Source organism: Nodosilinea sp. LEGE 07088 (genome assembly GCF_015207395.1).
Taxonomy (GTDB): Bacteria; Cyanobacteriota; Cyanobacteriia; order Phormidesmidales; family Phormidesmidaceae; genus Nodosilinea.
The window spans coordinates 1-26,016 of sequence record NZ_JADEWX010000012.1 but is presented as its reverse complement, the minus strand read 5'-3'; the positions used below and the strand labels follow the sequence as shown (position 1 = coordinate 26,016).

Genomic DNA, 26,016 nt, shown 5'->3' with positions numbered 1-26,016 from the left:
CCTAGCCGCTGGCCCGATCGCGGTGCCACATCGCCCGCACTAAGCGAATGTCTTCGTAGCTTACAGCGGCGCCAATGCGATCGCGAATTTCTGTCAATGAAGCACCTTCCATCTCAGCCAAGGCCGACCTAATCGTGCGTTGTTGGTCAGGCTCTACCACTTGATCGATATCCACCGCTTCACCCTGATGGATCAACCGCTCCAGATGACTGGCGACGGTACTCGCTTTCAGCCCTCGCTGGTCGGCAATCTCTTGTAGCGATCGCCCTTGGCGGTAAAGTTCCAGCGTCAGGCGATGGGTATCGCCCACAGTTTGTCGCCGTTCTCGACTCGGGCGAGGGCGACGGCCTCCAGCCCCTGGGTCAGACGCTAGCCCATGGTCTGCACAAAACTGACGAATCGCGTCGGTAAACACCTCACCGTACTGCGCCAGTTTGCGGCTGCCCACCCCCGACACCTGGCCAAAGGCCTCCAGGGTCTGAGGACGGGTGCGGGCCATCTGCCGCAGAGCCGACTCAGGAAACACCACGTAGGGCGGCACACTCTGCTGATCGGCCAGGCGTTTACGCAGGGCCTTAAGCCCGGTTAAGAGCTGAGTCACCTCTGGTGCGTCGTCGCTGGGGGAGGTATCTGTCGCTGGCCCGGCGACAAAGTCTGTCGGTATGGCTACCTGCACAGCCAGTTGATTCCGCAGCACTTGCCAACTGGCCGCATTCAGCTTCAGCACCGGATAGCCATCGGTGGTTTCATCGACTAGCCGCTGGTGCAACAGCGATCGCCCCAATAATCGCCATTCATCGACCGAGCGGTCTTTGCCAATGCCGTGGGTCGAGAGCTGGTCGTGGCGCAGATCGATCACCTTTTGTTTTTTAGAACCGCGCAGCACGTCAATGATATGGGCCATGCCAAAGCGTTCCTGACAGCGGGCCACGCAGGAAAGAAACTTTTGGGCTTCAATCGTCCAGTCTTCCAGCGGGGGCGGATTGATGCAGTTGTCGCACTGTTGGCAGGCCCCCTCTAGAAATTCACCAAAGTAGCTCAACTGCACCCGGCGACGGCATACCGTCGCTTCTGCGTAGTCCACCATTTGGCGTAGCTGCTGACGGGCAATCCGCTGTTCATCTTGATTGGGCTTTTGGCCAATCAAAAATTCTGCTGTCGCCACGTCGCCATAGGCCAGGTAGAGACTACAGTGAGCCGGTTCACCATCCCGCCCGGCCCGGCCGCTCTCCTGGTAGTAGCCCTCAATATTGCGAGGGATGTCGTAGTGAATGACAAATCGCACGTCGGGCTTGTTGATGCCCATGCCAAAGGCCACCGTCGCCACCATCAAGCGCACGTCGTCACGAATGAACCGAGTTTGGTTTTCTCGCCGGGTATCGTCGCTCAGCCCAGCGTGGTAGGGCAACACCGATTCGCCATCGGCCGTCAGCCGCTGCGCCAGTTCATCTACCCGTTTGCGGCTGAGGCAGTAAATAATGCCTGAGCCCTGGTGCTGCTTGACCTGCCTTTGCACCTGTTGATAGCCGTCACGCCCTTTAGGGCGCACCTCATAAAACAGGTTAGGGCGATTAAAGCTGGATACTTGAATCAACGGGTCACACAGTCGCAGCTGCTGGGCAATGTCGCTCCTGACCCGCTCGGTAGCGGTAGCCGTCAGCCCCATCACCCCAATCTGCGGAAATTTGGCTCTGAGTACCGACAACTGCCGATACTCAGGACGAAAGTCATGGCCCCATTCCGATACACAGTGGGCCTCATCGATCGCAAAGCCACTGACTCCCACGGTCTGAATCAGCTGGCTCAGCAGCTCTAAAAAGCCAGCACTCATCAACCGTTCAGGCGACACGTAGAGCAGTTTGATTTTACCGGCCAACAGGTCGGCTTCCCGCTGGCGCAGGGTTTCGAAAGCGATCGCACTGTTGAGGCAGGTCGCAGCGATGCCATTGTCTTGCAGGCTATCGACCTGGTCTTGCATCAGAGCAATCAACGGCGATACCACCACCATCACCCCCAGCTTGAGCAAGGCCGGCAGCTGGTAGCATAGCGATTTGCCACCCCCGGTAGGCATAATCACCAGGGCATCTTGATTTTTGAGCACCGCTTCAATGACAGAACGCTGCCCAGGACGAAACTGGTCGTAGCCAAAATAATGTTTAAGGGCCGTTTCCAACGAGGGAAAGGCCGCCACAGGCGATGCCACCTCAGCCATAGCCAACGCTCAAAAAACTACTGGGTGCGTTCAAGTGTACTCTTTTTAGAAAACCTGCTGTCCACAATTACTTAGGATGGCTGAGCTAGTAGATAGATAGGAGCGGCAGATTAGCCTCACCCTACCCTCGACAGGTCAACCCATCAAAACAGTCAGCCATGGAGACCGAGAGGGGCGATCGCACCAGAGACAGAGAATGCCTTCACTGTCGCATAAGTTTACGTCACGCCCCAATGACTTGTTTTACAGCTACGGTGGTAAATCAAAGACGCGATCGCATCGACAAGCCCCGCCCCCTTAGCCGCAACAACTCATTACGCCATGTAACGCAATATTACAAGAATGACGTCATAACAGCATGCTGGCTTGACAGCCCCTAATGCCCCGCCTATGGTATCTACATACCCGGGTTACCACTATTAAGAAGTGCGCTATGGAAGAGCAGAAAGCTACTAAGGTCACACTATATTTACCGCCTGACCTGCATCGCCAGTTGAAAATTCGTTCTGCCGTTGACGGAGAGGCAATGTCTTCCATTGCTAAGCGTGCGATAGATTTTTACCTGGCCCACGGCGAAGCGGTCACCGAAAGTTTAGAAGCTTCTGTAGGTCAGTCGCATCGCGTGCACAGTTGCCCCAGTTGTGCATCGCCAGTAGTTCTAAGCCGGGGTGAGTTGGTTCAGGTATCCCAGGTAACGGGTCACGGCAAGGCGTCTGATGCAGCCGTAGTGCCCGACTTAGTACCTATCCCAGGTTCTCGAGAAGAAGGGGAGCTGGTTGTTTGCTAGGCACAGATTTAGCTGTGCTGACTGTAGTTAGCTAAGGCAACAGTTTCAATGCCCCGTAAATCTTAGAAGGGATTTGGTCATGCGAGAGGATCTGAACGTACTGGTACAAGCCCAATATCCTCTGATCTATCTAGTGACCTTCGAGGAGGAGCGTGCCGAGCAAACCATTGGTTTGGTCGCCCGACATCTCGCTAAAGATCCAGAGGTTAAAAATCCTATGCGGGTTTTTACCTGGACCATGACCCGCGGCATGACAGAGTTTGGCAATCAGAGTACAGGTACTCAGCACAACAACACTGTTTCGCCAGAGGCAGCGGTAGAGTGGGTCATTCGACAGCGAGAGCCCGGTATTTTCATTTTTAAGGACTTGCATCCCTTTAAAGACTCTCCGGCTGTGACTCGCTGTTTAAGAGATGCGATCGTTGCTCTGAAGGGCAGCCGCAAGACCATTATCCTGATGTCACCAGTACAAGAAATCCCCATCGAACTCGAGAAAGAAGTAGTGGTGATGGATTTCCCACTGCCCAACATGACAGAGCTAGATGAGGTACTCTCTACGGAGATGAATCGTGCCCGTGGCGGCAGCATCTCTACTGAGGAGCGAGAAAAGCTGCTGAAGGCAGCTCTAGGTCTGACCCGTGATGAGGCCGAAAAGGTCTATCGCAAAGCTCGCGTGATGGCCAAACGCCTTACCGTTGAAGAAGTAGATATTGTTCTGTCGGAAAAGAAGCAGCTCATCCGCCGCAACGGTATCCTCGAGTTTATGGACGTAGATGAAACCATCAATGCCGTAGGTGGTTTAGAAGAGCTTAAGCACTGGTTGAAGCAGCGCTCCGACGCATTTACCGAGCGGGCTCGGGATTACGGTTTACCCCAGCCCAAAGGTATGCTAATTCTTGGTGTACCGGGCTGTGGCAAATCTCTGATCGCCAAAACCACGTCTAAGCTGTGGGGTCTTCCCTTACTCCGCCTTGATTTGGGCCGCGTCTACGATGGTTCAACCGTAGGCCGCTCTGAGGCTAACCTGCGCAACGCCCTGCGCACTGCCGAGTCGATTTCTCCCGCTATCCTGTTCATCGATGAAATTGATAAGGCCTTCGCTGGGGCAGGCGGCTCCTCCGACTCTGACGGCGGCACTTCGAGCCGAATCTTTGGTACCTTTCTCACTTGGATGCAGGAAAAAACCTCGCCAGTGTTTGTGATGGCCACGGCCAATCGCGTTGAAAGGTTACCTAGTGAGTTTTTGCGCAAAGGACGTTTTGACGAAATTTTCTTTGTTGACTTACCCAACGCTGAAGAGCGTAAGGATATTTTTCAAATTCATCTGCAAAAGCGCCGTCGTGACATTGAGCGCTTTGACCTCGACCAGCTAACTAAGGTCTGTGATGGATTTTCAGGAGCCGAAATTGAGCAGGGTCTCATTTCGGCCATGTACGAAGCGTTTGCCCAAGGACGTGAGTTTACTCAGCTCGACATTATTGCGGCGATTAGAGCTACACTGCCGCTGTCGAAGACCATGAGTGAGCAAGTGACCGCCCTGCGGGATTGGGCCCGCCAGCGGGCGCGTCCGGCGGCAGCCTCCGTCGCTGAATACCAGCGAATGGAGTTTTAAAGGCTTTCCTCCCGGCGGTATCCGGGGGAAGGGCTAGCATTTGCTAGCAGTTAGTGTCCAGCTAGCCCCAGGCTATCTGGTTTGTCTCTCTCAAACCTCGTTGTCTCTCTCAATTTCCCTACAGGAGGAAACACTATGTCTCACTTCAGCACCCTTCGCACCAAAGTGACCGATGCTGAGATTCTCAAGCAGTCTCTATCTGACTTGGGTATTGCTACCAAGACCGAGGCTGATGTTCGCGGTTACAATGGCCAGCGTGTCCGCGCCGACCTTGTCGCCGTTCTAGATGGTGAGTACGATCTGGGTTGGTCTCGTAATGCCGATGGCTCCTTCGATCTGATCGCTGACCTCTGGGGTGTTGCTAAAAAGCACAACCAGACTGAGCTGATCAACTCCATCAACCAAAAGTATGCGGTCAACAAGACCCTGGCTGAGGTTAAGCGTCCTGGTCTTCAGAACGCCAACGTCAAGCTGGTGCTTCAGTAAGTCCGCATTGCGTTCCCTAAATGGGCTGGTTAGCCGTGCTAACCAGCCCATTTTTTGTAGCTCTCTGTGCCCGAGCCAGACTACACTGACGGAGAAGACCCTGTGGCGGCAGCGGCAGGGTCTTCGTAGAGTCCTTTACTCCAGTGGTTGGGGTTTCGTGGTTAAGCTTGGTATGTCGCCCATTTGCCAGTCTGATCTCTCTGCCCTACACCAGTTGCTGGTTGACTGTGGCAACTACGCCAGCCAACAGTCGGGGCAATCGTTTCAGATATTTGAAAAGGGGGTAGATGACTACGTCACAACAGTCGATCAACTGCTCGACCAAAAATTGCTAGCAGGCATGCAGGCGCTGTTCCCCGACGATGGCATCATTACGGAAGAAAATAAGGCTACGGCTAAGCAGTTTGGACAATATACGACTTCAACATCTATCCCCAGCAGCCATCGCCCCCTCTGGTTTGTCGACCCCATCGATGGCACCGACGATTTTATTCGAGGAGGAGAGCACTACGCCGTGATGGTCGGTCAGGTACTCAAGGGTATACCTCAAGCAGGTTGGGTCTATGCGCCGGTGGCAGAGCACCTGGTTTGGGGAGGGCCAAATTGGGGGCTATTTGAGCAAAAGGGCGGCGCTGAGCCTAGGCCCCTACTTCCCCAGCAGCCGATCTATGATCTTGACCACCCTTGGGCAATGGTGATTGGGGATAAAGACGAACGGCGGTTTGGATCTGCGATCGCCCATCGGTTTCCCCAAGTTCAGTTTCTTTCTTTGGGCAGCTTCGGGCTCAAAGTACTCGCAGTCATAACGGGTCAAGCCGGGCTTTATATCTACCTCAATGGCCGGGTGAAACTCTGGGATACCTCTGGCCCTCTGGCCTTAGCCCAGGCAGCAGGACTGGTGTGCTGTGATTTATTGGGGCAGCCCATTCGATTTACCGAGCCTGATGTTGATCCTAAAACCCTAGTGCATCATCAGCCCATCTTAGTTGGCTGGCCCCGTTATATTGAACAGCTAAGAGAACCTCTACGCGACATCACCACTGCCATTGGCCTGCCCAGAAGCAAACCGAACTAAGTCTGTTCAAAGTTTCTGGGTACCATGGAAATATCTCTGGTCAGCCCTGGCCCAACCGTCATCTTCCTGAGCGTCACTCTTTGAACTGTGCCTTTTATGCAAGCCGATACGCTGATCGAACGTTATCCCCTATTTCAGGCCGCTAGCTCCGAAACGGTAGATTGGCTGATGTCGGTAGCCACGCATCATGATTACCCTACTGGCCGTGCCGTCGTCATGGAAGATGCCTGGGGCAACGCAGTTTACTTCATTGAAGCGGGTTGGGTTAAAGTACGTCGCCATGCTGAAAATAGCTCCATTACTCTAGCCGTGCTCAGTAGAGGCGACTTTTTTGGTGAGATGGCCATTCTCGACGAGTCTCCTCGCTCTACTGATGTAGTAGCGATGACCGATGTTAAATTAATGAGTATTTCAGCCCAGCGATTCATTCAAACCCTGTTTAAGGATTATCAACTTCACCACCGGCTCCTGCAAATTATGGTGCAGCGATTGCGCCAGACTAACCTGCGGTTTCAGGTACGCCACCAGCCCCCTGCCGTGAAGCTAGCCAATACCCTCACTGCTATCCAAGAAGCCTATGGTGACTCGGTAGATAATGGCGTTGAGCTATTTAACATTCCTAGAAAAGATCTAGCCGATCTGGCCGACATTACCCCCGATGAAGCCGAAAAGATCATGACTAAGCTCATTGAAAAAGACTGGATAGTCGAAGATCTAGCCCGGAGCTTACTGCTACTAAAAAATACTCGCCAACTCTCGCACCTGGCTGGACGACTCTAACCCCTAGCCTCGGCAGCAGAATTTTGTAGAGATTGCTAAAGTTACCCAGCCTGTCCATTTCTCCGTGGTAGGTTGTCAACATCAGCTCACCCGACGTGGTTTACTACACCGGAGACTGCAATGTCGCTACAACCTCCCTCACCTCCATCGATCAGCCCTAGCCAAATGACATTGTTGCGTATTGTGTCAACTATGGCCTGGAGCGACGGACACTTGGCCGATGAAGAAGTCGACGTTATGCTAGGCCAATTCAGCACTCTATTTGCCCACAACGAGAGCCAGCAGACGGCCCTGCGCGACGAGCTACGCGATTACTTAATGCAGAATCTGCCTCTCGAAGAGCTGGTGCCTAAGCTCAGCAGCCTGGCTGAGCGAGAGCTAGTGCTAAAGCTGGGTCATCGCGTTATCAGCTCTAGCGCTCGCACCCCTGGCGAAGACCTAATTAACCAAGAAGAAGCCGAAGCCTATAGCCGATTGGTCGCTTTACTCGATCTTCCTGCCGACGTAGTACAGCGGGTTGAGCAAGAAAGTAGCAAGACCAATATTAGCCAAGAACATCTCGTTGCACACATGACCGCTGAGCTCAAGAGTTTTGTGCAGGATCAGTGATCAGATCGCTGGCATCGTTTACCTATACAGTACTCATATCGAGCATGCGCTGCATAGGTTTTAGAGCCTGTTGCTGCAAAGTGGGGTCAAGGGTGATTTCAGGCTGACGGGTTTTCATTGCCAGGTAGAGTTTTTCTAGCGTGTTAAGTCGCATGTGGGGGCACTCGTTACAGGCGCAGGCAGCTGTAGGCGGGGCCGGTATGAATACTTTACCCGGTGCTTGCTTCTGCATCTGGTGAATAATGCCAGGCTCTGTGACCACGATGAATTCAGACTTGTCGCTGTGCTGAACGTATTTGAGCAGTGCCGTAGTTGAGCCGATAAAGTTAGCGTGGCGTAGCACCATCGTTTCACATTCGGGGTGAGCAATAATCTCAGCATCGGGATGGTGCATTTGCAGCTGCACCAGCTTCTTTTCAGAAAACGTTTCGTGAACCATGCAGCTCCCCTGCCAAAGCACCATTTCTCGACCGGTTTGCTGCATCACATAGCGCCCCAAGTTTCGGTCAGGCGCAAAGATAATCTTTTGGCTATCAGGTAGCTGCCGCACAATACTCACGGCGTTGGAGCTGGTGCAAATGATATCGCTCATGGCCTTAATGGCCGCTGTGCAGTTGACGTAAGAAATAACCAGGTGATCGGGGTGATCGGCTTTAAACGCCGCAAACGACTCAGGGGGGCAGCTATCGGCCAAAGAGCAGCCTGCGTTGAGATCGGGCAGTAGCACCTGCTTATCAGGGTTAAGGATTTTGGCGGTTTCAGCCATAAAGTGTACCCCTGCAAACACGATCACGTCGGCACTGGTAGCGGCGGCCTGGCGCGACAGCCCTAAAGAGTCGCCGATGTAGTCAGCGACGTCTTGAATATCGGGGTCTTGGTAATAGTGAGCTAGAACAACAGCGTTGAGGTCACGCTTGAGGGTCTCGATCGCCTCAAACAGATCGTAGGGTGCAGACTCAATAGCCGGGGAGAGGGTAGTAAACACGATGAGAAAAACCGCAACAGTAGGGTAGATTGAATTATAGTTTAATTCACCAAAATTGACCATGCGAAGCAATATGCCGGTCGTCAATCTCAACCCGCTATGCCAACACCCTATTTCTTGCCTGACCTAACCTAGGGAAACTCAGCAATACCTAAGGACACTCAGCAGTTCAGGTCTTAGCGTCTCCAGTATCACGCCTAGGGACACTGGCCTATGGATAAGCCTGCTCAGCCTCCTGGAGCACGGATACCCGGTCTTTCAGACGTGGTTCTAAAAGAATCGGGAGATTTCAGGCTAGATACTTAGCCTAGTGAGGTAGATGCAAGACTGGGAGTGGATCGGGAGCTATGGCCATTAGACTCGGCTGAGAGCCGTTCTACATTGAAGCGATAGCCGACATTGCGCACCGTTTGAATGATGTTTGGCTGCCGAGGATCGACCTCAATCTTTTTACGTAATGACAGAATATGCGTGTCTACGGTTCTAGGATTATCAATCGCGTCGGGCCAAGCGCGGCGCAGTAGATCAGTCCGGCTCAGTGGCGCACCAGCAGCCTGGGTCAATACGTACAGCAGGCTAAATTCTTGGGGAGTGAGGTCAATGTAGTCGCCGCGAAAATTGACTCGCCGCTGCACCAGATCAATATTGAGATCACCATAGGTCAAAGAGGCTGGAGCGCTCATCAACCGCACGCGTCGGGTTAAGGCTTCGACCCGCGCCAAAAACTCCTGCATGCCAAAGGGCTTGGTCATGTAGTCATCGGCCCCCGCCCGCAGCCCTGCGACAATATCCGTCTCGCTGTTGCAGGCAGAGAGAATCATAATCAAGGGTTGCCCCTGACTGTGCAGCCATTTGCACAGCTCTACACCATCGCCATCGGGGATCTGAGAATCTAAAATTACTAAGTCAGGTTGGCGATTTTGAAATACATCGCGAGTACGGAGCATATCTGCTGACTGAAAAACCCTGTAGCCAGCCTGCTGAAGATGCCAGCCCAAAAGCGATCGCAAATGGGGATTGCCCTCAATAATCTGTATCGATACAGAACTCACAGGGTTTCGTTATAAACGGCAAACAAAATTTATCTGCTAAACATAGCAAAGCCCCTAGGGGGTTTTTGTAGCTAGGGTTACCCAACCCTGTTACAGCCTAGGACTAGCCGCCGTTGTCAACCCCACCAGGGTTATTAACCCGTGAGAATTAACCGTCCCTCGATCAATACTTTGCATAACTTAAGTTACGTTCAGATTATGTAAAACAAAGGCTTTGGCAAGCCTTTAGACTAGCTAAAAAAAACGGAAGATTTAAATTTGAACTGTCAGCTTAAATTCTCTCAAAACCCTTACATATAGGCAGAAACAAGGGTTTTATGCGGCTCAATGCTCTTTTTGTCCTAGGTAATATATAGGGTAATTGCGTCGCTTCCAACCATGAATTTGACCCATGGCTACATCCTTGTGCTCGATCCCGAGCGTCTCCATCGCGACGACGCTCACCCGTTAGCAAATGATTTCCAATATCCGGTATTTGTGGCCAACTCGACCGAGCAAGCCGTTAGCCGCATACACCAGGGAGCACCTTGCCTGGTGATTTTGGTCGGCAATCATGTTCAAGACTGGTCACCGCCTCTAGTCAACAGGCTGCGGCAGCATGACCAAACCACCGATATGACGATTGTGGCCCTGACCAATTCGGCCAGCCCTCAGTGGAATTACAGCGAAGAGATCCCTGGCCTAGATGGTCTGCTAGTGCAGCCGCTCAGTATGGATATTCTGCGATCGCTAGTAGAATCAGCCTTCGTCCGGAGTGTCTGCCATTAGCTTGGCCCCGCCTGTCCATGGGCCAGCTTTTAGCCGATGATTCTTCAAACCTACCCAGGCAACCGCTTTTGCCCCCTTAGCTGGGCACTCTAAACGTAGGTCAAGAGAAACTCTAAATGCTACCTACGGTTCTGCCGGACAGTAAAGTTCAGGTATTCAAATTTTGGTTTAATGGTGTCCTGCAAGACGGCACTCATTACTATAATGAGCTTTACTATCGAGCTTTGAGTGTTAAAGCTAGCCAACGCACTCCGCTCTATCATCTAGCCTGCAAATTTTCGAGACAGAATGCGGGAGTCCTAGTCTCTATTGCCGATGACAAATGCAGCCTCTGGATTAGTCTTCGCAGTCAGAAGATAGCCGCTCAGTTGTTTCAGCGGCGAGTCGCTGGGCTGCCTAGGCTTTAGGCATCTTATAACCGTTTAAGGCTGACGTACGAACCTGTTGCTGTTTAAACCCTGAATCACTTCTTTCTAGGTTGGCGTCTATCGCTGTTGGGGTCAGTTAGGCTAGGCCGCCAGGCCAACGCGCCTTGGTCAATCACGCCCTTAACCGTAAATGTATGCGGGTCAAATAACGCCACATTGGCTTGGTAACCCGCTGCCAGCAAGCCCAGGTAGCGGTCAACAGCGATCGCCCTAGCCGGGTATAAGGTGGCCATGCGCAGCGCCTCAGCTAAGGGAATATTGGCTTGGCGGACACAGTTGCCGACGGCTTCCATTAGGGTCAGGGCAGCCCCCCCTAGCGTGCCATCGGCAGAGACGCATCTACCATTGCGGTAAAACACCTCTTGCCCACCAATCACAAATGAATCTAGATCAGCACCTACCGGAGATGTGGCATCGGTGACCAGTACCAGACGATCTTGCTTTATTTGGTGGGCCAAACTAACAGACCCGTAGTGAACATGATGCCCATCAGCAATAATGCCAGCGTAAATATCACGTTGGCTAAACACAGCCCCAACCACGCCAGGGCTACGCCCCTGCCAAGGAGACATCGCATTGAACAAATGGGTAACCATACCCACTCCTGTCTTAAACCCAGCTAAGGCGGCCTCAAAGCTAGCCTCCGTATGCCCGGCGGATACCAAGATACCGGCCTGAGCTAACTGCTGAATATACTCTGGCGGCACCTTCTCAGGAGCTAGGGTAACGAGCCTAACCACCTCTGGCCCCGATTCAGCGATATGCTGCACCATAGCCGCATCGACAGGGCGAATATGGGTTTTATTGTGAATACCCCGCCGATTTAGACTCAGGTACGGGCCTTCTAAATGGAGCCCTAGCACTCGGTTAGGGTAGCGACAACGGTAGTTGGCAACCAGGGCGATCGCATCGAGCATCGCTGCATCAGAGGTCGTAATCAGAGTCGGCAAAAAGCTCGTGGTACCACTACAAAGGTTGGTACGATGCATCGTATCTAGGGTTGCCGCCGTAATGTCATCATTGAACATGACCCCGCCACAACCATTCAGCTGCAGGTCAATAAACCCCGGCGCAGCAGTACAGCCTTGACCATCTAGTCGAGGCAAGGTGGGTGCCAGGTGCCCGTCGGGCACGATGTCTAAAATACGCGGGCCATCGATCACCAGGGCATGGTGTTGCAACACCTGGTTACCGGTGTAAAAGGTGCAGTGGGTGAGGGCATAGGGCCGATTACTCATGCCTGTAGCAATCGCTATATTATCGGCCCAAGATGGTGTCATAAACCCAGAGGACATGGCTGTGCTTCGCCCCTTTCACGTAGCGTTTCCAGTGTACGACCTAGCCGCCACCCGCCATTTCTATGAAACAGTATTAGGCTGCTCAGTGGGGCGCACGTCCCCCACATGGTTAGACTTTAATCTCTTTGGTCATCAGGTCACGGCCCATTTAGTCCCTGACCCTCGGCCAACAGTACCCACTAACACCGTTGATGATCAGGAAGTTCCTGTGAGCCATTGGGGCGTCATTCTCACCCCCGATGAGTGGCAAATCCTAGCCGATCGACTCCAGCGGGCCCAAATAACTTTCCTCATTCGCCCTCATCAACGCTTTACTGGTCAGGTAGGTGAGCAGTTCACCCTCTTTATCGTTGACCCTAGCGGCAATGCCCTAGAATTCAAAGCGTTTACCAATGATGATCGTATATTTGCCCCAACCAGCGAGAAGACTCAGCTTGGTCACGTCAGCTAGACGCACAGAGTAGGGTATCCATCAGCTCAGCGCTGCCAGTGCTGCCCCCGATAGGTGCCCTCAACTTTTTCTGACTCCCCAGGGGGCAGGTCTGACGCTAACTTGGGGCGACTATAACGAATACCTCGGTAGGTGAGCTCGTCACCGTCTTGAGGGCGGCTAGCATTTTCATCGGCAAACGTAGCAACCAGGGGGTCGGAGTTGAGAGACCCTGAAGGTAGAGTACTTGACTCAGGGGCATCGGCCCGATTAGTCAACGCAGATTCGGGCGAGGGGTTGGATAAATCCTCCACTTCGGTGGCCCCAACCTGCCGTTGCAGCCCATATAGAGCGGCGAGCAAACCCAACAACAACAGCTGCCACGGAGCTTCTACCAAGCCCACTACCACTAAACCCACGGCAGCGAGACTGCCAACTGCAATCGTTAATAGGAGCACAAAAGCCATTGTTTTTCTCAGACCAAGCCGACCGGTATCACAAAATGTTGTCCTTGTGTGATCCTTACAGTACTGGAAGCTCTTGGCATTGTCATCCCTACCCTAGAAGCCTTTAGGGGCCTCACAAACCCCTAATACTGATAAATACAGAAATCCCTGTAGTAAACACTACAGGGATCAGCCTAAATTAATGTATACCCCCAGGGGAATTCGAATCCCCGTCGCCTCCGTGAAAGGGAGGTGTCCTAGGCCTCTAGACGATGGGGGCCTGTTTTTTTCGACATTTTTCAGTATATGTAAAGGATACACCCTTGTCAAACTTCTCAAGTGCTATTTGAGTGCCAGTTTCTCGCGCCTTTACCCATCTCAAACGCTTTATATGAGAGGGATCTGGCCGATGTATCTGATCCCTTTCATCAATGGGCGGGGTGGTGAGAAATTCCCGCCACCCCGCCCATTGATCCGCTGACGGCGATCGCGTTACACGCTAGCCCCAACGGTCATTTCGTCAACGAGGCTGTAGGCGATGTCGGTGATGGCGCCGCTACCGGCCAGAAAGATATCCATCCGAGACACCTCCGTTACTCCCAGCGAGAGCTGCTGCAGGCTGTTATTGCCCAAAGCCGCGATCGCAACGGTCGTAATCACACTATCGTCTGCGCCATAGAAGGTAATCAGACCATCGGACTCTTCGATATCAAGCAGGCCAATGCTGCCAACATTGACCAGACCATCGAAGTCTAAGCTGAGGGTACCACCGCCAGCGTTGTCATCTGGATCGAAGGCATCCCCATCTTCAGAGATGATCAGTACATTACCCTGGTCATCAGTGGCCAGGTCAAAATCGCCACCCGTGACGTTTTCGGTATCAAATAGCATGACCCCGAACGGGTTGGATGTGGAGAACATCACGCCGTCGAACTGGTCGGTAACGACCGTGCCCGCCGCCAAGCCTTCAAAGTCAAGCACCATGTCCCCAGAACCTTCCCCTACTGCATCAGCGGCATATATCGCCAGGGTGCCGCTCTCTTCGTTAGCGACGACCAGGAGGTTGTTGCCGTTGGGGCTAGCTTGACTTGAGATGAAGGTTAGCCCTTCGGGGGCGATGTCAATATCATCACGCACGTACTGCACAAAGATAGGTGCAGTGGGGTTAGTGACGTCATAAACGAGCACGCCGCCACCGGCCCGCTCGAGCCCAATAAAGGCGTAGGTTGTGTCGCCGATTTTGCCGACAGTTAATGCTTCGGGTTCGGCACCTTTGTCGTCGGAGCGCTGGTCAAATTCGCCGGGGTCGCCATCGTTGGCGTTGAATAACTCGGGGGTGAGTTGGGCCGTAATGTTGGCAATATCATCGCCACTATCGAAGACCAAATTGCCGTCTTGATCCCAAATGCTGAAGGAGCGCCCCCCGTAGCTATACAGCTCGTCAAAGTCGCCATCGCCATCGGTATCTCCCAGGGCGGTGGTGATGTTCAACCGACCCAGATTCTCCTCTAGCTGCAGGGTTGCGGCATCGGGGAAGGCCGTCGGGTCAAGCACAATATCTGCAATCCGGGCTTCTTCGTTAAAGACAGCGCCTTCTTCGAGAATGACGTTGCCGTCGGCATCTTCTAAATCGCCATCGGGGCGAATGCGGGCATCACCTTCGTTGGCGGTGACATAGTAGGTCATGCCACCGACTGCATAGCTGGCAATGGAATCGGGCTGGTAAACCCCAAAGACAGGCCAGTTTTGCAGGTTAATGCCCCCATCACGGTTGCTGGCATCCAGCTTTGGCCCAGTGCTGTAGTCTTTAAAACCAAGGGGCACAATGCCATCGACAGCACCGCTGGCAATATCGATCACAGCAACAGCATTATTTTCTTGGAGCGTGACCCACGCCTTCGTGCCGTCGGGGGAAACAGCGATGTATTCGGGCTCCAGATCTTTAGCCACGGTTGCATTTAAGCCAAATAGCTTCACACCGGCAGCTTTTAGCACCTCAGCCTGATCGTTGAACTGGGTGAACTCAACTCGGGTCTCGACGGCATTATCAACCCCGTTGCTGAGGTCGATAATACTGACCGAACCTTCGGGATCGATAGAGTAGTCGTCGTTGGGCTCCCCTTCGTTAGCCGAGAGCACTTTAGTGCCGTCGGGGGTAAACGTCACCATATCGGGTAACGCACCGACGGTAACGCTGTTGAGCACATTGCCATCCACATCCAGAAAGACGACGGTGCCATCGTCAGTCACCTCTTCACCCTGTACGGCAACAGCTAGCATGCCGTTCTTGACAGCTACGCTGTTAATACCTGCTCCGAAAGCGCTCAAGTCGATGAGCTGCAAAGCGGTGGGATTGGTAGGGTCGCTAAGATCAACGACCTGTAGCGTGGGTTCGCCAGACACGACAAAGAGCTTTTGAGACTCGGGGTCATAGGCATTGATCTCGGCACCGTCGGCGAGGGCGAGGCTGCCGATTTTTGTGAAGGGCCCGTCAAAGCCACCGGAGAAATCGGGCTCCTCCACAGGCGGCGTGACCGGGCCACCCGTGCGATCGCCAAAAACGGTATCTTCGCGGAAGTTGAGGTTTTGAATACGCTCGTCTAAGGCCGGCCCGGTATCCGCTTGATCAAACGGGGTATCGACGAAGTTGTCGAGCAGATACTCGGCTAGAGCATCTTGCTCACTACCATCGTCAGCAAAGGTGGCATCGCCGGTCTGGACACCCGCTTGGACGATCTCAACAGCGTTGACCCGAGCAATCACCGCCGGGTCGCCCACCTCGCCGAGGGCGGGGTCAGTGTTGAGGTTAGGGAAGGGATACCCGTCGCCACCGCCGATAAACGCGCCAGTGGCCTCGTCAAAGCGAGAGGCGGCCAGAAAATTGAGCGTGACGATCCGGAAGGTCTCGTTGGCATCCCCCACCAGTTCACCGCCGCGAACCAGCTCAGCAACTAGGTTATCAGCCTCGTCGAAGATGGCTGCACTCTGGATGCGATCGCCCGCAGCCAAATCAGGGTCATAGGAGAATTTGACTCCAGCAATTTGAGGAAAGGCACCCGCCACCTCAGGCAGAGCACTCACGCCATGTTCCAGCAGCGCCACCAACTCGGCCTTGGTTAGGGTCAGCAGCGTCAGGCCATTGTTGAAAGCCAGGGTCGTTTCAATATCGTTCTGGCTGATGCCGCCTTCAGGCTTAACGACATTACCCTCACCATCCACAATCGCTTCATTAGGGGTGCGGACGAATTCGGTGCCCCCTGCGGGAACAATCGTCTGGCCGATAGACGCGCGAATTCCGCCACCATTTTTGAGGGATACCACAACAGTGGGGTCAAGGGTTTGGGCATCGGCCAGGTTGGCATCAGCGGTGAGGTTGCCGAGGTTCGTTTCCTGGGTGCGCACCCCATCGGGGTCATCAGGTGTATCGGCACCCGAACGGTTGCCGTTGAGAAAGACATCGGCTGTGCCAAAAACGTTGGCTTCGGTGGACAGAATTTGAGCTTCAATCGCATCGACAATCTGCTGAATCTCTGGGTCAACCAGCCCAGCGGCGTCTAGAGCAGCAACGCCCGCATCATCGGTGGCATAGGCACCGGAGATGGCTGCGTCGTAGCTCTCGGGAATAATATTGCCCGCTGCATCGAAGTCCAGCACCAGACGGCCGACATACTTATAGCTGCCGTCGGTATTGACCACGGCAGTCTGAGTACCCCCCGCGTTGGTGACAAATTGAGGATACTCGCCCTGGTTGCTATCGCCCGCCCGAAGGCGATCGTTACTATCAAACAGACGCGTGTTAGAACCACCCGCCACAATAATATCGACATTCGTCAGTCGCTCAGCCAGCCCTAGCTCGATACTGATTTGCTGCATGTGAGCGAGCAAGACCACCTTATTCAGCGTGGGATCTGCCGCTAGCAGCGCATCGACTTCAAGCTGAATCTCAGCGGCCAACGCATCTAACTGTTCTGGGGTGGGGTTAGCGTCAAAGGGGCTGGGCAAAATACCAACCGTACCAGGGCTGGAAATGCTGCCTAAGGTCGGGGTAGTCGCACCGACTACCCCGATATTTTCACCATTGACCTCAATGACGACCGAGGAAGTCACCGTATTCGGCGCAGGCGCCTGACCACCCTCTACGCCTAGGGGGGCAAGGCTGGCATCGGAGGCAACGTTAAGGTTGGTGGACAGATAAGGGAACGCAGCCCCCGCAAAGTCACCACCGAGAATATCTCCGGGCGCAGAACCGTCTAGCAAACCCGCGAGCACAGCGGTACCAAAGTCAAACTCGTGGTTACCAAAGGCGATCGCCTGAAAGCCTAGCTCATTTTGAATTTGAATATCCGCAATGCCCCGCGAGCCAAATACCGGCTCAGATGCGTTGAAAAATAGGCCGGGGATAAAGGCATCTCCAGAAGAGAGCACCAGCGTGTTGTCTTCAATACCATCATTACCGAGGTCTTGAGCTTTCAGAGCGTTGAGCACAGCGGAGAGTCGGGGTGCATCTTGGATCGCGGCGGCAGCGGCTTCCTGATCTGCCACATGCAGTAGTTCGAGCGTAAATTCAGCCATGTATCCCTCTTGGTAGCTTGAAAATTAGACAGCACAGTAGGTCAGAGCCAGCCCCATGACTGACACCGAACCTGGACGTATTTCACGAACCTAAAACACCGAGACAATTAAAGACGGGTGACCAGCCGCGAAGGGAGACGCTCAGCAGCAAGCCTGCACTAACAGGTCCTAGCGCATCGCCATAGCCCCACCGCCTCAGCTGTTTAAGAAAGAAAGAGTACCCCAGCTTCTCAGTGAAAATACTTGGTGATCACACGCCTTTCAATTGTGTTCACTTGTAACTTTCCCAGACAAAAGTAAAGTGACGGTAAAGCCAGATTTAAGGCTTAGTGTAAATACGGAGACTTTATCAACGCTTTATTACTTCACCCATTGCTTCGTGGTTGCTTTGCAAAGGGCTGCCATAAAAATTGCCGCAGGTTAAACAGCCTGATTACAGTGAGATTTCTTGCTTGGTCAACGTCTCGACAGATCTCTACTGTTTAAACTGTGTTTTGGGTGTGTTTTGGGCAGACCGTAACCCAGAATACTCAACCACCGGCGGGCGGTCATTTACAAAGCTCTAGGGCCTTGACCTGCGGTGGGATGGGCGACACCGAGGCTAGATTTAAATCTGGTGTATGTCCGACAAGCTTTGGTTAAAACCATCTTAATAGAAACCTTTTTAACCCTCTGTCCGTCCTGGTGTCTGGTTATCCAAGTTTGAGCTGGGATATCTTTTCAGGGAATGAAATTTTAATGCCGCCGCTCCAGAAGTGGGGCACAACACTAGCCTTAAGACTTAAGATAGCGTCACATAGTTACTAATTTCTAGAGATACGTTTATGACATCTGACATGAAAACTATCCTGGTTACAGGTGGTGCTGGCTACATCGGTAGCCACGCAGTATTGGCCTTGAAGCAAGCAGGCTACCAGGTTGTAATTTTAGACAATCTAGTTTATGGTCACCGTGACCTAGTCGAGACCGTGTTAAAGACTGATCTGATTGAGGGCAGCACCCTAGATAAAAACCTGCTCAAAGATATTTTTAGCCGCTATAACATCAGTGCGGTGATGCATTTTTCGGCCTATGCCTACGTAGGTGAATCGGTAACCAACCCCAGTAAGTATTACGAAAACAACGTGGTGGGCACCCTCTCACTCTTGGATGCCATGGTAGAGGCTGACATTAAAAACTTTGTTTTTTCGTCTACTTGCGCTACCTATGGTGTACCGCAAGCAATGCCCATTACTGAGGCCCATCCCCAAAGCCCCATCAACCCTTACGGGGCCACCAAGCTAATGGTAGAGCGTATTCTTATTGACTACGACAAAGCCTACGACTTCAGATCGGTTTGCTTTCGCTATTTCAACGCGGCTGGTGCTCACCCCAACGGGTTGCTGGGCGAAGACCACAACCCTGAAACTCATTTAATTCCCCTCGTATTACAGACAGCTCTGGGCAAGCGGGAGTCAATTAGCATCTTTGGTACCGATTACCCTACCCCCGACGGCACCTGTATACGTGACTACATTCATGTGTGTGACCTGGCTGACGCCCACATTTTAGGGCTGGAGTACTTACTTCAGGGCGGGCAAAGTGCCATCTTTAATCTGGGCAACGACAGTGGCTTCTCGGTGCGCGAGGTGATTGACGCCGCAGTGCGCATTACCCAAAAAACAATTCCTGTCGTGGCCGTAGAGCGACGTCCAGGCGATCCGCCAGCGTTAGTCGGGGGGAGCGATCGCGCCCGCAGCATTCTAGGTTGGAATCCTCAATATGCCGACATCGATACCATCTTGACCCATGCCTGGGCCTGGCACCAAACGCGCCACAGCTAAGGGCATAAACAAAAGGCCTACCCCAGCTGGGGTAGGCCTTGGTTTACCTTAAGCCTCGACTAGCTCTAGCCGATAGAGCTAGCTCCAGCTACGACTTCCAGAATTTCCTGGGTAATTGCGGCTTGTCTAGCTTTGTTATAGGTCAAGTTGAGCTCCTTGGCCAACTCTTTGGCGTTATCGCTGGCGTTATTCATGGCTGTCATGCGGGCTGCCAACTCACTCGCCGCTGACTCCTGCAGCGCCCGGAGTATTTGGTTATTCAGATACAGGGGCAACAACGCATCTAGAATTTGCACCGGATCTTGCTCAAAAATCATGTCCTGAGGCAGCTCCGACGGAGTCGGCGCCGCTACCTTCTCACGTTCCACCTGAAAGACACCGGCCCGAGTCGTCAGCCGGAAGATCTCGTCGTCAGATACCTCTAGCCCCTGAGGATCGAGCGGGAGGAGGGTTTGAATCACCGGGCGAGAGCTCACCAGTGACACAAATCGAGTGTAGATCAGCTCAACGCGATCGACCTCATCGGACAAAAACAGAGATAGCAGTTCGTCCGCAATGGTTGAAGCTTCATCGGCGGTAGGAATTTGTTCCATCCCCGTGAAACTCGCCTCAATTGGCTGCTCACGACGCTTGAAGTACTGGTTGGCCTTGCGGCCCACCAAAATAAACTGATAGTCTATGCCTTCGGCGGCTAGCTCTTTGGCGCGGATTTCGCCCCGACGAATGACATTGGTGTTATAACCGCCGCAAAGACCGCGATCGCCCGAGATGACCAGCAACGCCACAGTCTTGACCTCACGCTGCTTGAGCAGTGGTAGGTCAGCCTCCTCAAACTTAAGGCGACTTTGCAGGCCATAGAGCACCTGGGCCAGGCGATCGGCAAAGGGGCGGGTAGCAATCACCTGCTCCTGGGCGCGACGCACCTTGGCGGCAGCCACCAGACGCATCGCTTCGGTAATTTTGCGGGTATTTTTTACAGACTTAATGCGGTCTCGAATCGCTTTTAGGTTAGGCATAGTGGATCCCTAGGGGGTAGTCAAAGGGCCAGGGCTGGCGCCCCGGCCAGAACGGGAGACTAGACTGCCGCCATAAAGGCTTGCTTAGCCTCGGCAACGCTCTCCTTGAGGATGGTCTCGCTGGCATCCGTGAGCTTCCTCTCGTTACGAATCAACTCCGCAAATTTGGGCTTGTTGTTGCGGATATAGTCCCGCAGCGACTGAGCGAAGGACGACACTTGATCCACAGGTACATCGTCCATAAGGCCGTTGATACCGGCGTAGATAATGGCCACTTGCTCTTCAACCGGTAGGGGAGAGTACTGGGGCTGCTTGAGCAATTCGCGCAGACGTTGACCGCGGGCCAGCTGTTTTTGGGTAGCGGCATCGAGGTCAGAGGCAAACTGGGAAAAAGCCTGGAGCTCATCAAACTGAGCCAGCTCTAGCTTCACCTTACCGGCCACCTGCTTCATGGCCTTAATCTGGGCCGCAGACCCTACCCTAGATACCGAAATACCAGCGTTGATTGCTGGCCGCAGGCCAGAGTTAAACAAGTCAGAGGAGAGGAAGATTTGGCCATCGGTGATCGAAATCACGTTGGTGGGAATGTAAGCCGATACGTCCCCAGCCTGGGTTTCAATAATCGGCAGCGCCGTCATGCTGCCTTCGCCCAGTTCGGGGCTGAGTTTAGCAGCCCGCTCTAGCAAACGAGAGTGCAGGTAGAAGACGTCACCAGGATAGGCCTCACGACCGGGCGGACGGCGCAGCAGCAGCGACATTTGACGATAGGCCTGGGCCTGCTTGGTCAAGTCATCGTAGACCACTAGAGTAGCTTTACCCTTGTACATAAAGTACTCAGCCAGGGCGGCACCCGTGTACGGAGCCAGATATTGCAGCGGGGCAGGGTCATTAGCGCTGGCCGACACCACAATCGTGTAGTCGAGCGCACCTCGCTCACGCAGCACATCGACAATCTGAGCTACAGAAGCCGCTTTTTGACCCACCGCAACGTACACACACACGACATCCTCAGATTTTTGGTTGAGGATTGTGTCAATGGCGATCGCTGTCTTACCGGTCTGACGGTCACCAATGATCAGCTCTCGCTGGCCCCGGCCAATGGGAATCATGGCATCAATAGCAGTAATACCGGTTTGCATCGGCTCATACACCGATTTCCGGGCAATGATGCCTGGAGCAGGAGACTCAATCAGCCGGGTTTCAGTGGTTTGCAGGTCACCCTTGCCATCAATAGGTCGGGCCAATGCATCTACCACACGGCCCAGTAGCGCCTCGCCCACGGGAATCGACGCAATCTTGCTAGTGGCGGTAACGGCACTCCCCTCTCTAATGTTAATGCCGTCGCCCATCAGCACGGCACCAACATTGTCTTCCTCTAAATTAAGGGCAATACCGACAGTGCCATCCTCAAATTCAAGCAGCTCGCCAGACATCGCGTTTTCGAGGCCATAGATGCGGGCAATACCATCACCCACCTGCAGCACCGTACCTACGTTGGAGATTTTAACCTCCTGGTTGTACTGCTCAATCTGCTGCTTAATAATGCTGCTAATTTCGTCAGGTCTGATACTCACCATAGGACTTGCTTTGGATAAACCTACAAAAACACGAAACGTCAGAGACACTGCCCTATCTGAGGGCAAGTTTTAGCTGCGCCACTACCCAGCTAGGGGGTAGTAGCCAACTGCATACCAATCCGGCGAAGCTGCCCCCTGAGACTAGCATCAATCACCTGAGAACCAACCTTAATCACCAGGCCCCCAATCAAAGCTGGGTCAACCTGTACCGATAACTCCACGCTATTAGCGCCGGTCATGGCCTGTACGCGATCGCGAATCGCCTGTAACTGCTCGTCAGAAAGGTCAACAGCTGCTGTGACATCAGCTAAAACCGTTTGATTGAGCTCACGGAGCAGAGCCTGATACTGCTGGAGCACGGGCTTCAAAAAAGCCACTCGCCCCCGATCAACCAACAGCAGCAAAAAGCTCAGCAAAAAATCGCTCACTTTACCGTCAGCAATTTGCCGCAGTACACCCTTCTTCGTGTTGGCAGACATCAAAGGATTCATCAAGAAAACCGTTAGCTCTTCAGAGCTAGCCAGCACCTCAAGCAGTTCTGCCACTTCATTACCCACCTGCTCGACAGCATCATTGTCCTGGGCAACGGACATGAGCGCCTTGGCGTAGGGGCCGGCAATTTCAGAACTTAGGGTTGTGTCATTCATGGCTACTCTCCTTTGAGCAGAGCGATACTGGAATCAACCAGACGCCGCTGCAAATCATCGTTTAGGTGGCCAGGCAACGCCGCCTCACTGCGCTCAACAGCCAGCGCCGCAATCCGCTGCTGGAGTTCTCGCATTACCCGGGCCTCCTGAGAAGACATATCTTGGGCCGCAGTGGCTCGCATCCGCTCCACATCAGTATTAGCCTGGGCCAAAATTGCTTCTCGACTACGTTCTGCCGTAGTCTGAGCGTCAGCCAGAATTCTTTTAGCCTCTTCCTGGGCCTGAGCTAGCTTCTGTTGTTGCTCTGCCAACGCAGCGGCCGCCGCCTGCTTACGCTGTTCGGCTTCAGCAATCTCAGTTTTAATTGCCGACTGGCGCGTAGATAGGGTGTTCCCTAAAAACTTGCCGCCAAAGTAGTACAGCACGCCAATAATGATGACCAGATTAATCAGATTGGTTTCTAAGATGTTGAAATCCAACCCCAACCCGCCTTCTTCTGCCGCCAGTAACCAATCAATAGTCATATCTCTACTTTCCGTCAACGACGCGGGCAACGCAGAGGCCGAGTAGCCCCTTTGTTACCAATAGCCTAGACCGCTAAAGAACCCAGCAGCTTGTCTAGAATCTGTCGGCTAAGACCCTCTACCTGTGGTTCCAGAGTGGCCATCGCCTGACTTTTCTGCTCATCGAGCTCTCGCTGCACCTGCTCGCGTTGAGCTTGAGCTTCCTGCTGAGCAGCAGCCACCGTTTGAGACGCAATCTGCTGAGCCTCTTCCTGAGCCTGAGCGATAACCGCTTGGGCTTGGCGACGGGTCTCAGCTAGCTCTTGCTGATATTGCTGCGCGATCTGCTCGGCCTTGGCCAAGCGCTCAGCCGCATCAACTTGATTAGAGCTGACGTAGCCATCACGCTCGTCTAAGACTTTGCCCAGAGGCTTGTAAAACAACGCGTTCAGCAATACTGCCAGCAGCACAAATTGCACTGCCATAAGCGGCAGAGTAGCATCTAAGTCAAAGAGTCCGCCCCCCTCTTCAACCGCTTCAGCGGTTTCAACCGCCAGTAACCAAACAAAGTTCATCATTGTGGGTATGCCCTTCAACTCGGCCCAGGGCCAGCACTACAAAGTGAAATCGTAGAATTCAAGAGGCTAGGGAAGGGTTTTACACCTTTCCTAGCCCAGCGTTTTCGTTCTACGCGAAGGGGTTAGCAAACAGCAGCACCAGGGCTACCACCAGACCATAGATGGTGAGTGCTTCCATGAAGGCCAAGCTCAGCAACAGAGTGCCGCGAATTTTACCCTCAGCCTCAGGCTGACGAGCAATACCCTCGACTGCTTGACCAGCTGCATTACCTTGACCAATACCAGGGCCAATAGCTGCAAGGCCAACGGCCAGAGCAGCTGCGATTACGGAAGCGCCTGCAACAATAGGATCCATGTCTTACCTCGATTTGGACAATCAACAACTCATTCATCAGGTCGTAGACAACGCTTGATAGGCGTTTCTTATCGGTGCGGCCCTAAGACCACGTCGACTGGCAGCACCTGCCCCACCAGCCAATACCAAACTGAATGCCCCAAGAGGGAAATCATTGGGGTCATTCATGCTCTTCACCACCGTGCCCCTCAATGGCCTCGCCAATGTAAGCCGCAGCTAGGGTTGCAAAAATTAGCGCTTGAATAGCACTCGTAAACAAACCTAAGACCATCACTGGCAGGGGCACGAAGAGAGGCACCAGCAAGACCAGTACAGCGACCACTAATTCATCAGCGAGGATGTTTCCAAACAGACGGAAACTCAGGGAGAGGGGCTTAGTGAAATCTTCCAAAATATTGATCGGCAGCAGGATCGGAGTGGGTTCAATGTACTTGGCAAAATACCCCAAACCACGCTTGCTAAAACCAGCATAAAAATAGGCCAAAGACGTCAATAGCGCCAGCGCCACAGTGGTATTGATATCGTTGGTTGGAGCAGCCAGCTCACCAGCAGGCAAGTGGATCAGCTTCCAAGGCACCAGCGCCCCAGACCAGTTGGAGACGAAAATAAACAGAAACAGAGTGCCAACGAAGGGAACCCAGGGGCGATACTCCTTTTCACCAATCTGATTCTTCGCTAGGTCACGGATAAACTCCAGAGCATACTCCATGAAATTTTGAAGACCAGACGGAACTCGCTGAATGTTGCGGGTAGCCAAAAACGACACCAGCAACAGCACAGCAATTACAAACCACGACGTCAAAAAGACCTGACCGTGAAGTTTGAGTCCGCCGATTTGCCAGTAAAGGTGCTGGCCAACCTCTAGTTTTGCCAGGACCAAGGGATGAATCATTTGCATGTTGAGCGCCATCTCTTAAATCGACTTCTCCTCAAGATCCGCAAGGAAAAAGCATGCTATGGTAGGGAACCACTGACTCTAGGGTTAGCCAGATGCCTGGGATGACCCCGACTGTGACTTGGGCAGCACCGCAGTCCAGAGGGTGTAAGCAATTAACGCCCCCTTGTAGGTCAAGAACCCGAGAAAGACGGGCACAACCTGTAGCTGATGCCACTGAGTAGCCACCAATACTAAGCCGACCACAAGAGCCAACCGACCACTGCCTAACCTTTGGCTTCCGCGACCGATGTTGGCCACGCTTTTTGCCAACATCCTCAAGTAAACCACACCACCGCACGCTCCTATTAAATAATTCAGAGCAATTTGCAGCGAGTAGGCAACCCAGACGCCAAAAAAGATCACGCCCGCAAACGCCAGAGTGCACAGCAGTAAATTTTGCTGTAGCCGATAGTATTCTTCCATAGCAGTTGTTGAGGCTGGAGGAAGACCTGGCTCGTCGGGTTGATCAGCATCTACTACGGCCTCAACCGGGGCAGTAGAGTCAGTATGTTCGGAGGGCAATGGGGCCACGAAAGCGCCTAATCCTTAGCCGTTAAAGAGTTTCACCTGCATGAGCAGGCCATTGACGATCATATCACGGCAATAATACTTAATAGACGCTTCCTAAAAGTAAATTCCCTATCTCTGGGCTCAAGGGTCTAGAGGGCACCGATGCGATCGCCCCCCAAGCCAACCTCATCCCGACTTAGACGGCTGAGCCGTGGCAGAGAACCAAAGCCCAGCCTAGGGGGCCTGACGCAGGAGAAGAAGCTGACGCTGATGCAATTGGCGCACTATGTCCAGGCTAGCCACCCCCTGATTCACTAAGTCCGCCACAGTAACGGGGAGTTGATCGGCACTTTCCGGCTTCTGGCTGTCACAGGCCTGCAAGACGGCAAACTCCACTGGCTCTAAAGCAATGATTTGATAGTTGTGGTCAAAAATACTCTGGCTAGGCCAACCTTCCATACAGGGATTGCGGGTAGGGATGGCGGCCAACAGGGCGGCATCGTCTGCCCAAGTCACGGGGCGAATGGGCG

At 53.3% G+C, this 26,016-nt stretch carries 23 protein-coding genes, 1 tRNA gene and 1 pseudogene; 9 read left to right on the top strand and 16 right to left on the bottom strand.

Translation table 11 applies throughout. The features are described 5' to 3' along the window. Position 1: 1 nt before the first annotated feature. Positions 2 to 2,212 (bottom strand): DNA helicase RecQ, encoded by a 2,211-nt coding sequence (gene recQ, locus IQ254_RS05140; RefSeq protein WP_193965096.1) that lies wholly within the window; start codon positions 2,210 to 2,212, stop codon positions 2 to 4. 433 nt (positions 2,213 to 2,645) lie between these two features. On the opposite strand from recQ, the gene IQ254_RS05135 reads away from it, so the two are divergent. The 6 genes from IQ254_RS05135 to IQ254_RS05110 all read left to right on the top strand — a co-directional run bounded on the left by IQ254_RS05135 (position 2,646) and on the right by IQ254_RS05110 (position 7,561). Then, entirely contained in the window at positions 2,646 to 2,999 is a 354-nt protein-coding gene (locus IQ254_RS05135; RefSeq protein ID WP_193965095.1) for a hypothetical protein, read from the top strand. 79 nt (positions 3,000 to 3,078) lie between these two features. Then, the gene (locus IQ254_RS05130; RefSeq protein WP_193965094.1) at positions 3,079 to 4,611 is read left to right on the top strand and encodes an AAA family ATPase; all 1,533 of its coding nucleotides are present in this window, start codon (positions 3,079 to 3,081) and stop codon (positions 4,609 to 4,611) included. A gap of 135 nt (positions 4,612 to 4,746) precedes the next feature. Continuing rightward, a complete protein-coding gene (locus IQ254_RS05125; RefSeq protein WP_073606628.1) occupies positions 4,747 to 5,097 on the top strand; it encodes a DUF1257 domain-containing protein in 351 nt (116 codons plus the stop codon). A 157-nt stretch (positions 5,098 to 5,254) separates the two neighbouring features. Continuing rightward, positions 5,255 to 6,172 (top strand): inositol monophosphatase family protein, encoded by a 918-nt coding sequence (locus tag IQ254_RS05120; protein WP_313887370.1) that lies wholly within the window; start codon positions 5,255 to 5,257, stop codon positions 6,170 to 6,172. Positions 6,173 to 6,268: 96 nt separating this feature from the next. After that, positions 6,269 to 6,952, top strand: a complete 684-nt coding sequence (locus tag IQ254_RS05115; protein WP_193965134.1) for a Crp/Fnr family transcriptional regulator — start codon at positions 6,269 to 6,271, stop codon at positions 6,950 to 6,952. A 120-nt stretch (positions 6,953 to 7,072) separates the two neighbouring features. Next, complete coding sequence (locus IQ254_RS05110; protein ID WP_193965093.1) at positions 7,073 to 7,561, top strand: TerB family tellurite resistance protein; 489 nt, start codon at positions 7,073 to 7,075, stop codon at positions 7,559 to 7,561. 22 nt (positions 7,562 to 7,583) lie between these two features. Here the strand turns inward: IQ254_RS05110 and nadA are convergent, their stop codons facing one another. Both nadA and IQ254_RS05100 read right to left on the bottom strand, forming a co-directional pair. Next, on the bottom strand, positions 7,584 to 8,546 hold the full coding sequence (nadA, locus tag IQ254_RS05105; RefSeq protein ID WP_313887369.1) for a quinolinate synthase NadA: 963 nt from the start codon (positions 8,544 to 8,546) through the stop codon (positions 7,584 to 7,586). Between the two features lie 302 nt (positions 8,547 to 8,848). Continuing rightward, on the bottom strand, positions 8,849 to 9,598 hold the full coding sequence (locus IQ254_RS05100) for a response regulator transcription factor (protein WP_193965091.1): 750 nt from the start codon (positions 9,596 to 9,598) through the stop codon (positions 8,849 to 8,851). 378 nt (positions 9,599 to 9,976) lie between these two features. Here IQ254_RS05100 and IQ254_RS05095 point away from each other — a divergent pair, with 378 nt between their 5' ends. Next, complete coding sequence (locus IQ254_RS05095) at positions 9,977 to 10,366, top strand: two-component system response regulator (RefSeq protein WP_193965090.1); 390 nt, start codon at positions 9,977 to 9,979, stop codon at positions 10,364 to 10,366. A 463-nt stretch (positions 10,367 to 10,829) separates the two neighbouring features. Here the strand turns inward: IQ254_RS05095 and nagA are convergent, their stop codons facing one another. Further along, the gene (gene nagA, locus IQ254_RS05090; protein ID WP_193965089.1) at positions 10,830 to 12,032 is read right to left on the bottom strand and encodes an N-acetylglucosamine-6-phosphate deacetylase; all 1,203 of its coding nucleotides are present in this window, start codon (positions 12,030 to 12,032) and stop codon (positions 10,830 to 10,832) included. 55 nt (positions 12,033 to 12,087) lie between these two features. On the opposite strand from nagA, the gene IQ254_RS05085 reads away from it, so the two are divergent. After that, on the top strand, positions 12,088 to 12,543 hold the full coding sequence (locus IQ254_RS05085) for a VOC family protein (RefSeq protein ID WP_193965088.1): 456 nt from the start codon (positions 12,088 to 12,090) through the stop codon (positions 12,541 to 12,543). Between the two features lie 26 nt (positions 12,544 to 12,569). On the opposite strand, the gene IQ254_RS05080 is transcribed toward IQ254_RS05085, so the two are convergent. From IQ254_RS05080 to IQ254_RS05070, 3 genes are all read right to left on the bottom strand, one after another. Continuing rightward, positions 12,570 to 12,989: a DUF4278 domain-containing protein gene (locus IQ254_RS05080; RefSeq protein ID WP_193965087.1), complete on the bottom strand. Its 420-nt coding sequence runs from the start codon at positions 12,987 to 12,989 to the stop codon at positions 12,570 to 12,572. 186 nt (positions 12,990 to 13,175) lie between these two features. After that, positions 13,176 to 13,248: transfer RNA gene (locus tag IQ254_RS05075), tRNA-Glu, on the bottom strand. 212 nt (positions 13,249 to 13,460) lie between these two features. Further along, positions 13,461 to 17,540 (bottom strand): choice-of-anchor I family protein, encoded by a 4,080-nt coding sequence (locus IQ254_RS05070; protein WP_193965086.1) that lies wholly within the window; start codon positions 17,538 to 17,540, stop codon positions 13,461 to 13,463. Between the two features lie 824 nt (positions 17,541 to 18,364). Between IQ254_RS05070 and galE the strand changes: the two genes are divergently transcribed. Beyond that, positions 18,365 to 19,363: a UDP-glucose 4-epimerase GalE gene (gene galE, locus IQ254_RS05065; RefSeq protein WP_193965085.1), complete on the top strand. Its 999-nt coding sequence runs from the start codon at positions 18,365 to 18,367 to the stop codon at positions 19,361 to 19,363. A 65-nt stretch (positions 19,364 to 19,428) separates the two neighbouring features. Here galE and IQ254_RS05060 read toward each other — a convergent pair whose 3' ends face one another. The 9 genes and pseudogenes from IQ254_RS05060 to IQ254_RS05020 all read right to left on the bottom strand — a co-directional run. Next, positions 19,429 to 20,379 (bottom strand): F0F1 ATP synthase subunit gamma, encoded by a 951-nt coding sequence (locus IQ254_RS05060; protein ID WP_193965084.1) that lies wholly within the window; start codon positions 20,377 to 20,379, stop codon positions 19,429 to 19,431. A gap of 59 nt (positions 20,380 to 20,438) precedes the next feature. Further along, a complete protein-coding gene (atpA, locus tag IQ254_RS05055) occupies positions 20,439 to 21,956 on the bottom strand; it encodes a F0F1 ATP synthase subunit alpha (protein ID WP_193965083.1) in 1,518 nt (505 codons plus the stop codon). Positions 21,957 to 22,045: 89 nt separating this feature from the next. After that, the gene (gene atpH / locus IQ254_RS05050; protein WP_193965082.1) at positions 22,046 to 22,603 is read right to left on the bottom strand and encodes an ATP synthase F1 subunit delta; all 558 of its coding nucleotides are present in this window, start codon (positions 22,601 to 22,603) and stop codon (positions 22,046 to 22,048) included. Between the two features lie 2 nt (positions 22,604 to 22,605). Next, complete coding sequence (locus IQ254_RS05045; protein ID WP_193965081.1) at positions 22,606 to 23,127, bottom strand: F0F1 ATP synthase subunit B; 522 nt, start codon at positions 23,125 to 23,127, stop codon at positions 22,606 to 22,608. 65 nt (positions 23,128 to 23,192) lie between these two features. Then, positions 23,193 to 23,684 (bottom strand): F0F1 ATP synthase subunit B', encoded by a 492-nt coding sequence (locus IQ254_RS05040; protein WP_193965080.1) that lies wholly within the window; start codon positions 23,682 to 23,684, stop codon positions 23,193 to 23,195. 109 nt (positions 23,685 to 23,793) lie between these two features. After that, the gene (atpE, locus tag IQ254_RS05035; RefSeq protein WP_193965079.1) at positions 23,794 to 24,039 is read right to left on the bottom strand and encodes an ATP synthase F0 subunit C; all 246 of its coding nucleotides are present in this window, start codon (positions 24,037 to 24,039) and stop codon (positions 23,794 to 23,796) included. A 160-nt stretch (positions 24,040 to 24,199) separates the two neighbouring features. Further along, the gene (gene atpB, locus IQ254_RS05030) at positions 24,200 to 24,949 is read right to left on the bottom strand and encodes a F0F1 ATP synthase subunit A (RefSeq protein ID WP_193965078.1); all 750 of its coding nucleotides are present in this window, start codon (positions 24,947 to 24,949) and stop codon (positions 24,200 to 24,202) included. Positions 24,950 to 25,021: 72 nt separating this feature from the next. Then, on the bottom strand, positions 25,022 to 25,507 hold the full coding sequence (locus tag IQ254_RS05025) for an ATP synthase subunit I (RefSeq protein WP_313887368.1): 486 nt from the start codon (positions 25,505 to 25,507) through the stop codon (positions 25,022 to 25,024). A 213-nt stretch (positions 25,508 to 25,720) separates the two neighbouring features. Next, positions 25,721 to 26,016: pseudogene (locus IQ254_RS05020) on the bottom strand (SAM-dependent methyltransferase); the annotation flags it as partial.

Bases quoted from the DNA above. Each gene is read 5' to 3' on its own strand.
- recQ (WP_193965096.1), bottom strand. From the start codon at position 2,212: ATGGCTGAGGTGGCATCGCCTGTGGCGGCCTTTCCCTCGTTGGAAACG.
- IQ254_RS05135 (WP_193965095.1), top strand. From the start codon at position 2,646: ATGGAAGAGCAGAAAGCTACTAAGGTCACACTATATTTACCGCCTGAC.
- IQ254_RS05130 (WP_193965094.1), top strand. From the start codon at position 3,079: ATGCGAGAGGATCTGAACGTACTGGTACAAGCCCAATATCCTCTGATC.
- IQ254_RS05125 (WP_073606628.1), top strand. From the start codon at position 4,747: ATGTCTCACTTCAGCACCCTTCGCACCAAAGTGACCGATGCTGAGATT.
- IQ254_RS05115 (WP_193965134.1), top strand. From the start codon at position 6,269: ATGCAAGCCGATACGCTGATCGAACGTTATCCCCTATTTCAGGCCGCT.
- IQ254_RS05110 (WP_193965093.1), top strand. From the start codon at position 7,073: ATGTCGCTACAACCTCCCTCACCTCCATCGATCAGCCCTAGCCAAATG.
- IQ254_RS05095 (WP_193965090.1), top strand. From the start codon at position 9,977: ATGAATTTGACCCATGGCTACATCCTTGTGCTCGATCCCGAGCGTCTC.
- nagA (WP_193965089.1), bottom strand. From the start codon at position 12,032: ATGAGTAATCGGCCCTATGCCCTCACCCACTGCACCTTTTACACCGGT.
- IQ254_RS05085 (WP_193965088.1), top strand. From the start codon at position 12,088: ATGGCTGTGCTTCGCCCCTTTCACGTAGCGTTTCCAGTGTACGACCTA.
- IQ254_RS05080 (WP_193965087.1), bottom strand. From the start codon at position 12,989: ATGGCTTTTGTGCTCCTATTAACGATTGCAGTTGGCAGTCTCGCTGCC.
- IQ254_RS05070 (WP_193965086.1), bottom strand. From the start codon at position 17,540: ATGGCTGAATTTACGCTCGAACTACTGCATGTGGCAGATCAGGAAGCC.
- galE (WP_193965085.1), top strand. From the start codon at position 18,365: ATGACATCTGACATGAAAACTATCCTGGTTACAGGTGGTGCTGGCTAC.
- IQ254_RS05060 (WP_193965084.1), bottom strand. From the start codon at position 20,379: ATGCCTAACCTAAAAGCGATTCGAGACCGCATTAAGTCTGTAAAAAAT.
- atpA (WP_193965083.1), bottom strand. From the start codon at position 21,956: ATGGTGAGTATCAGACCTGACGAAATTAGCAGCATTATTAAGCAGCAG.
- atpH (WP_193965082.1), bottom strand. From the start codon at position 22,603: ATGAATGACACAACCCTAAGTTCTGAAATTGCCGGCCCCTACGCCAAG.
- IQ254_RS05045 (WP_193965081.1), bottom strand. From the start codon at position 23,127: ATGACTATTGATTGGTTACTGGCGGCAGAAGAAGGCGGGTTGGGGTTG.
- IQ254_RS05040 (WP_193965080.1), bottom strand. From the start codon at position 23,684: ATGATGAACTTTGTTTGGTTACTGGCGGTTGAAACCGCTGAAGCGGTT.
- atpE (WP_193965079.1), bottom strand. From the start codon at position 24,039: ATGGATCCTATTGTTGCAGGCGCTTCCGTAATCGCAGCTGCTCTGGCC.
- atpB (WP_193965078.1), bottom strand. From the start codon at position 24,949: ATGGCGCTCAACATGCAAATGATTCATCCCTTGGTCCTGGCAAAACTA.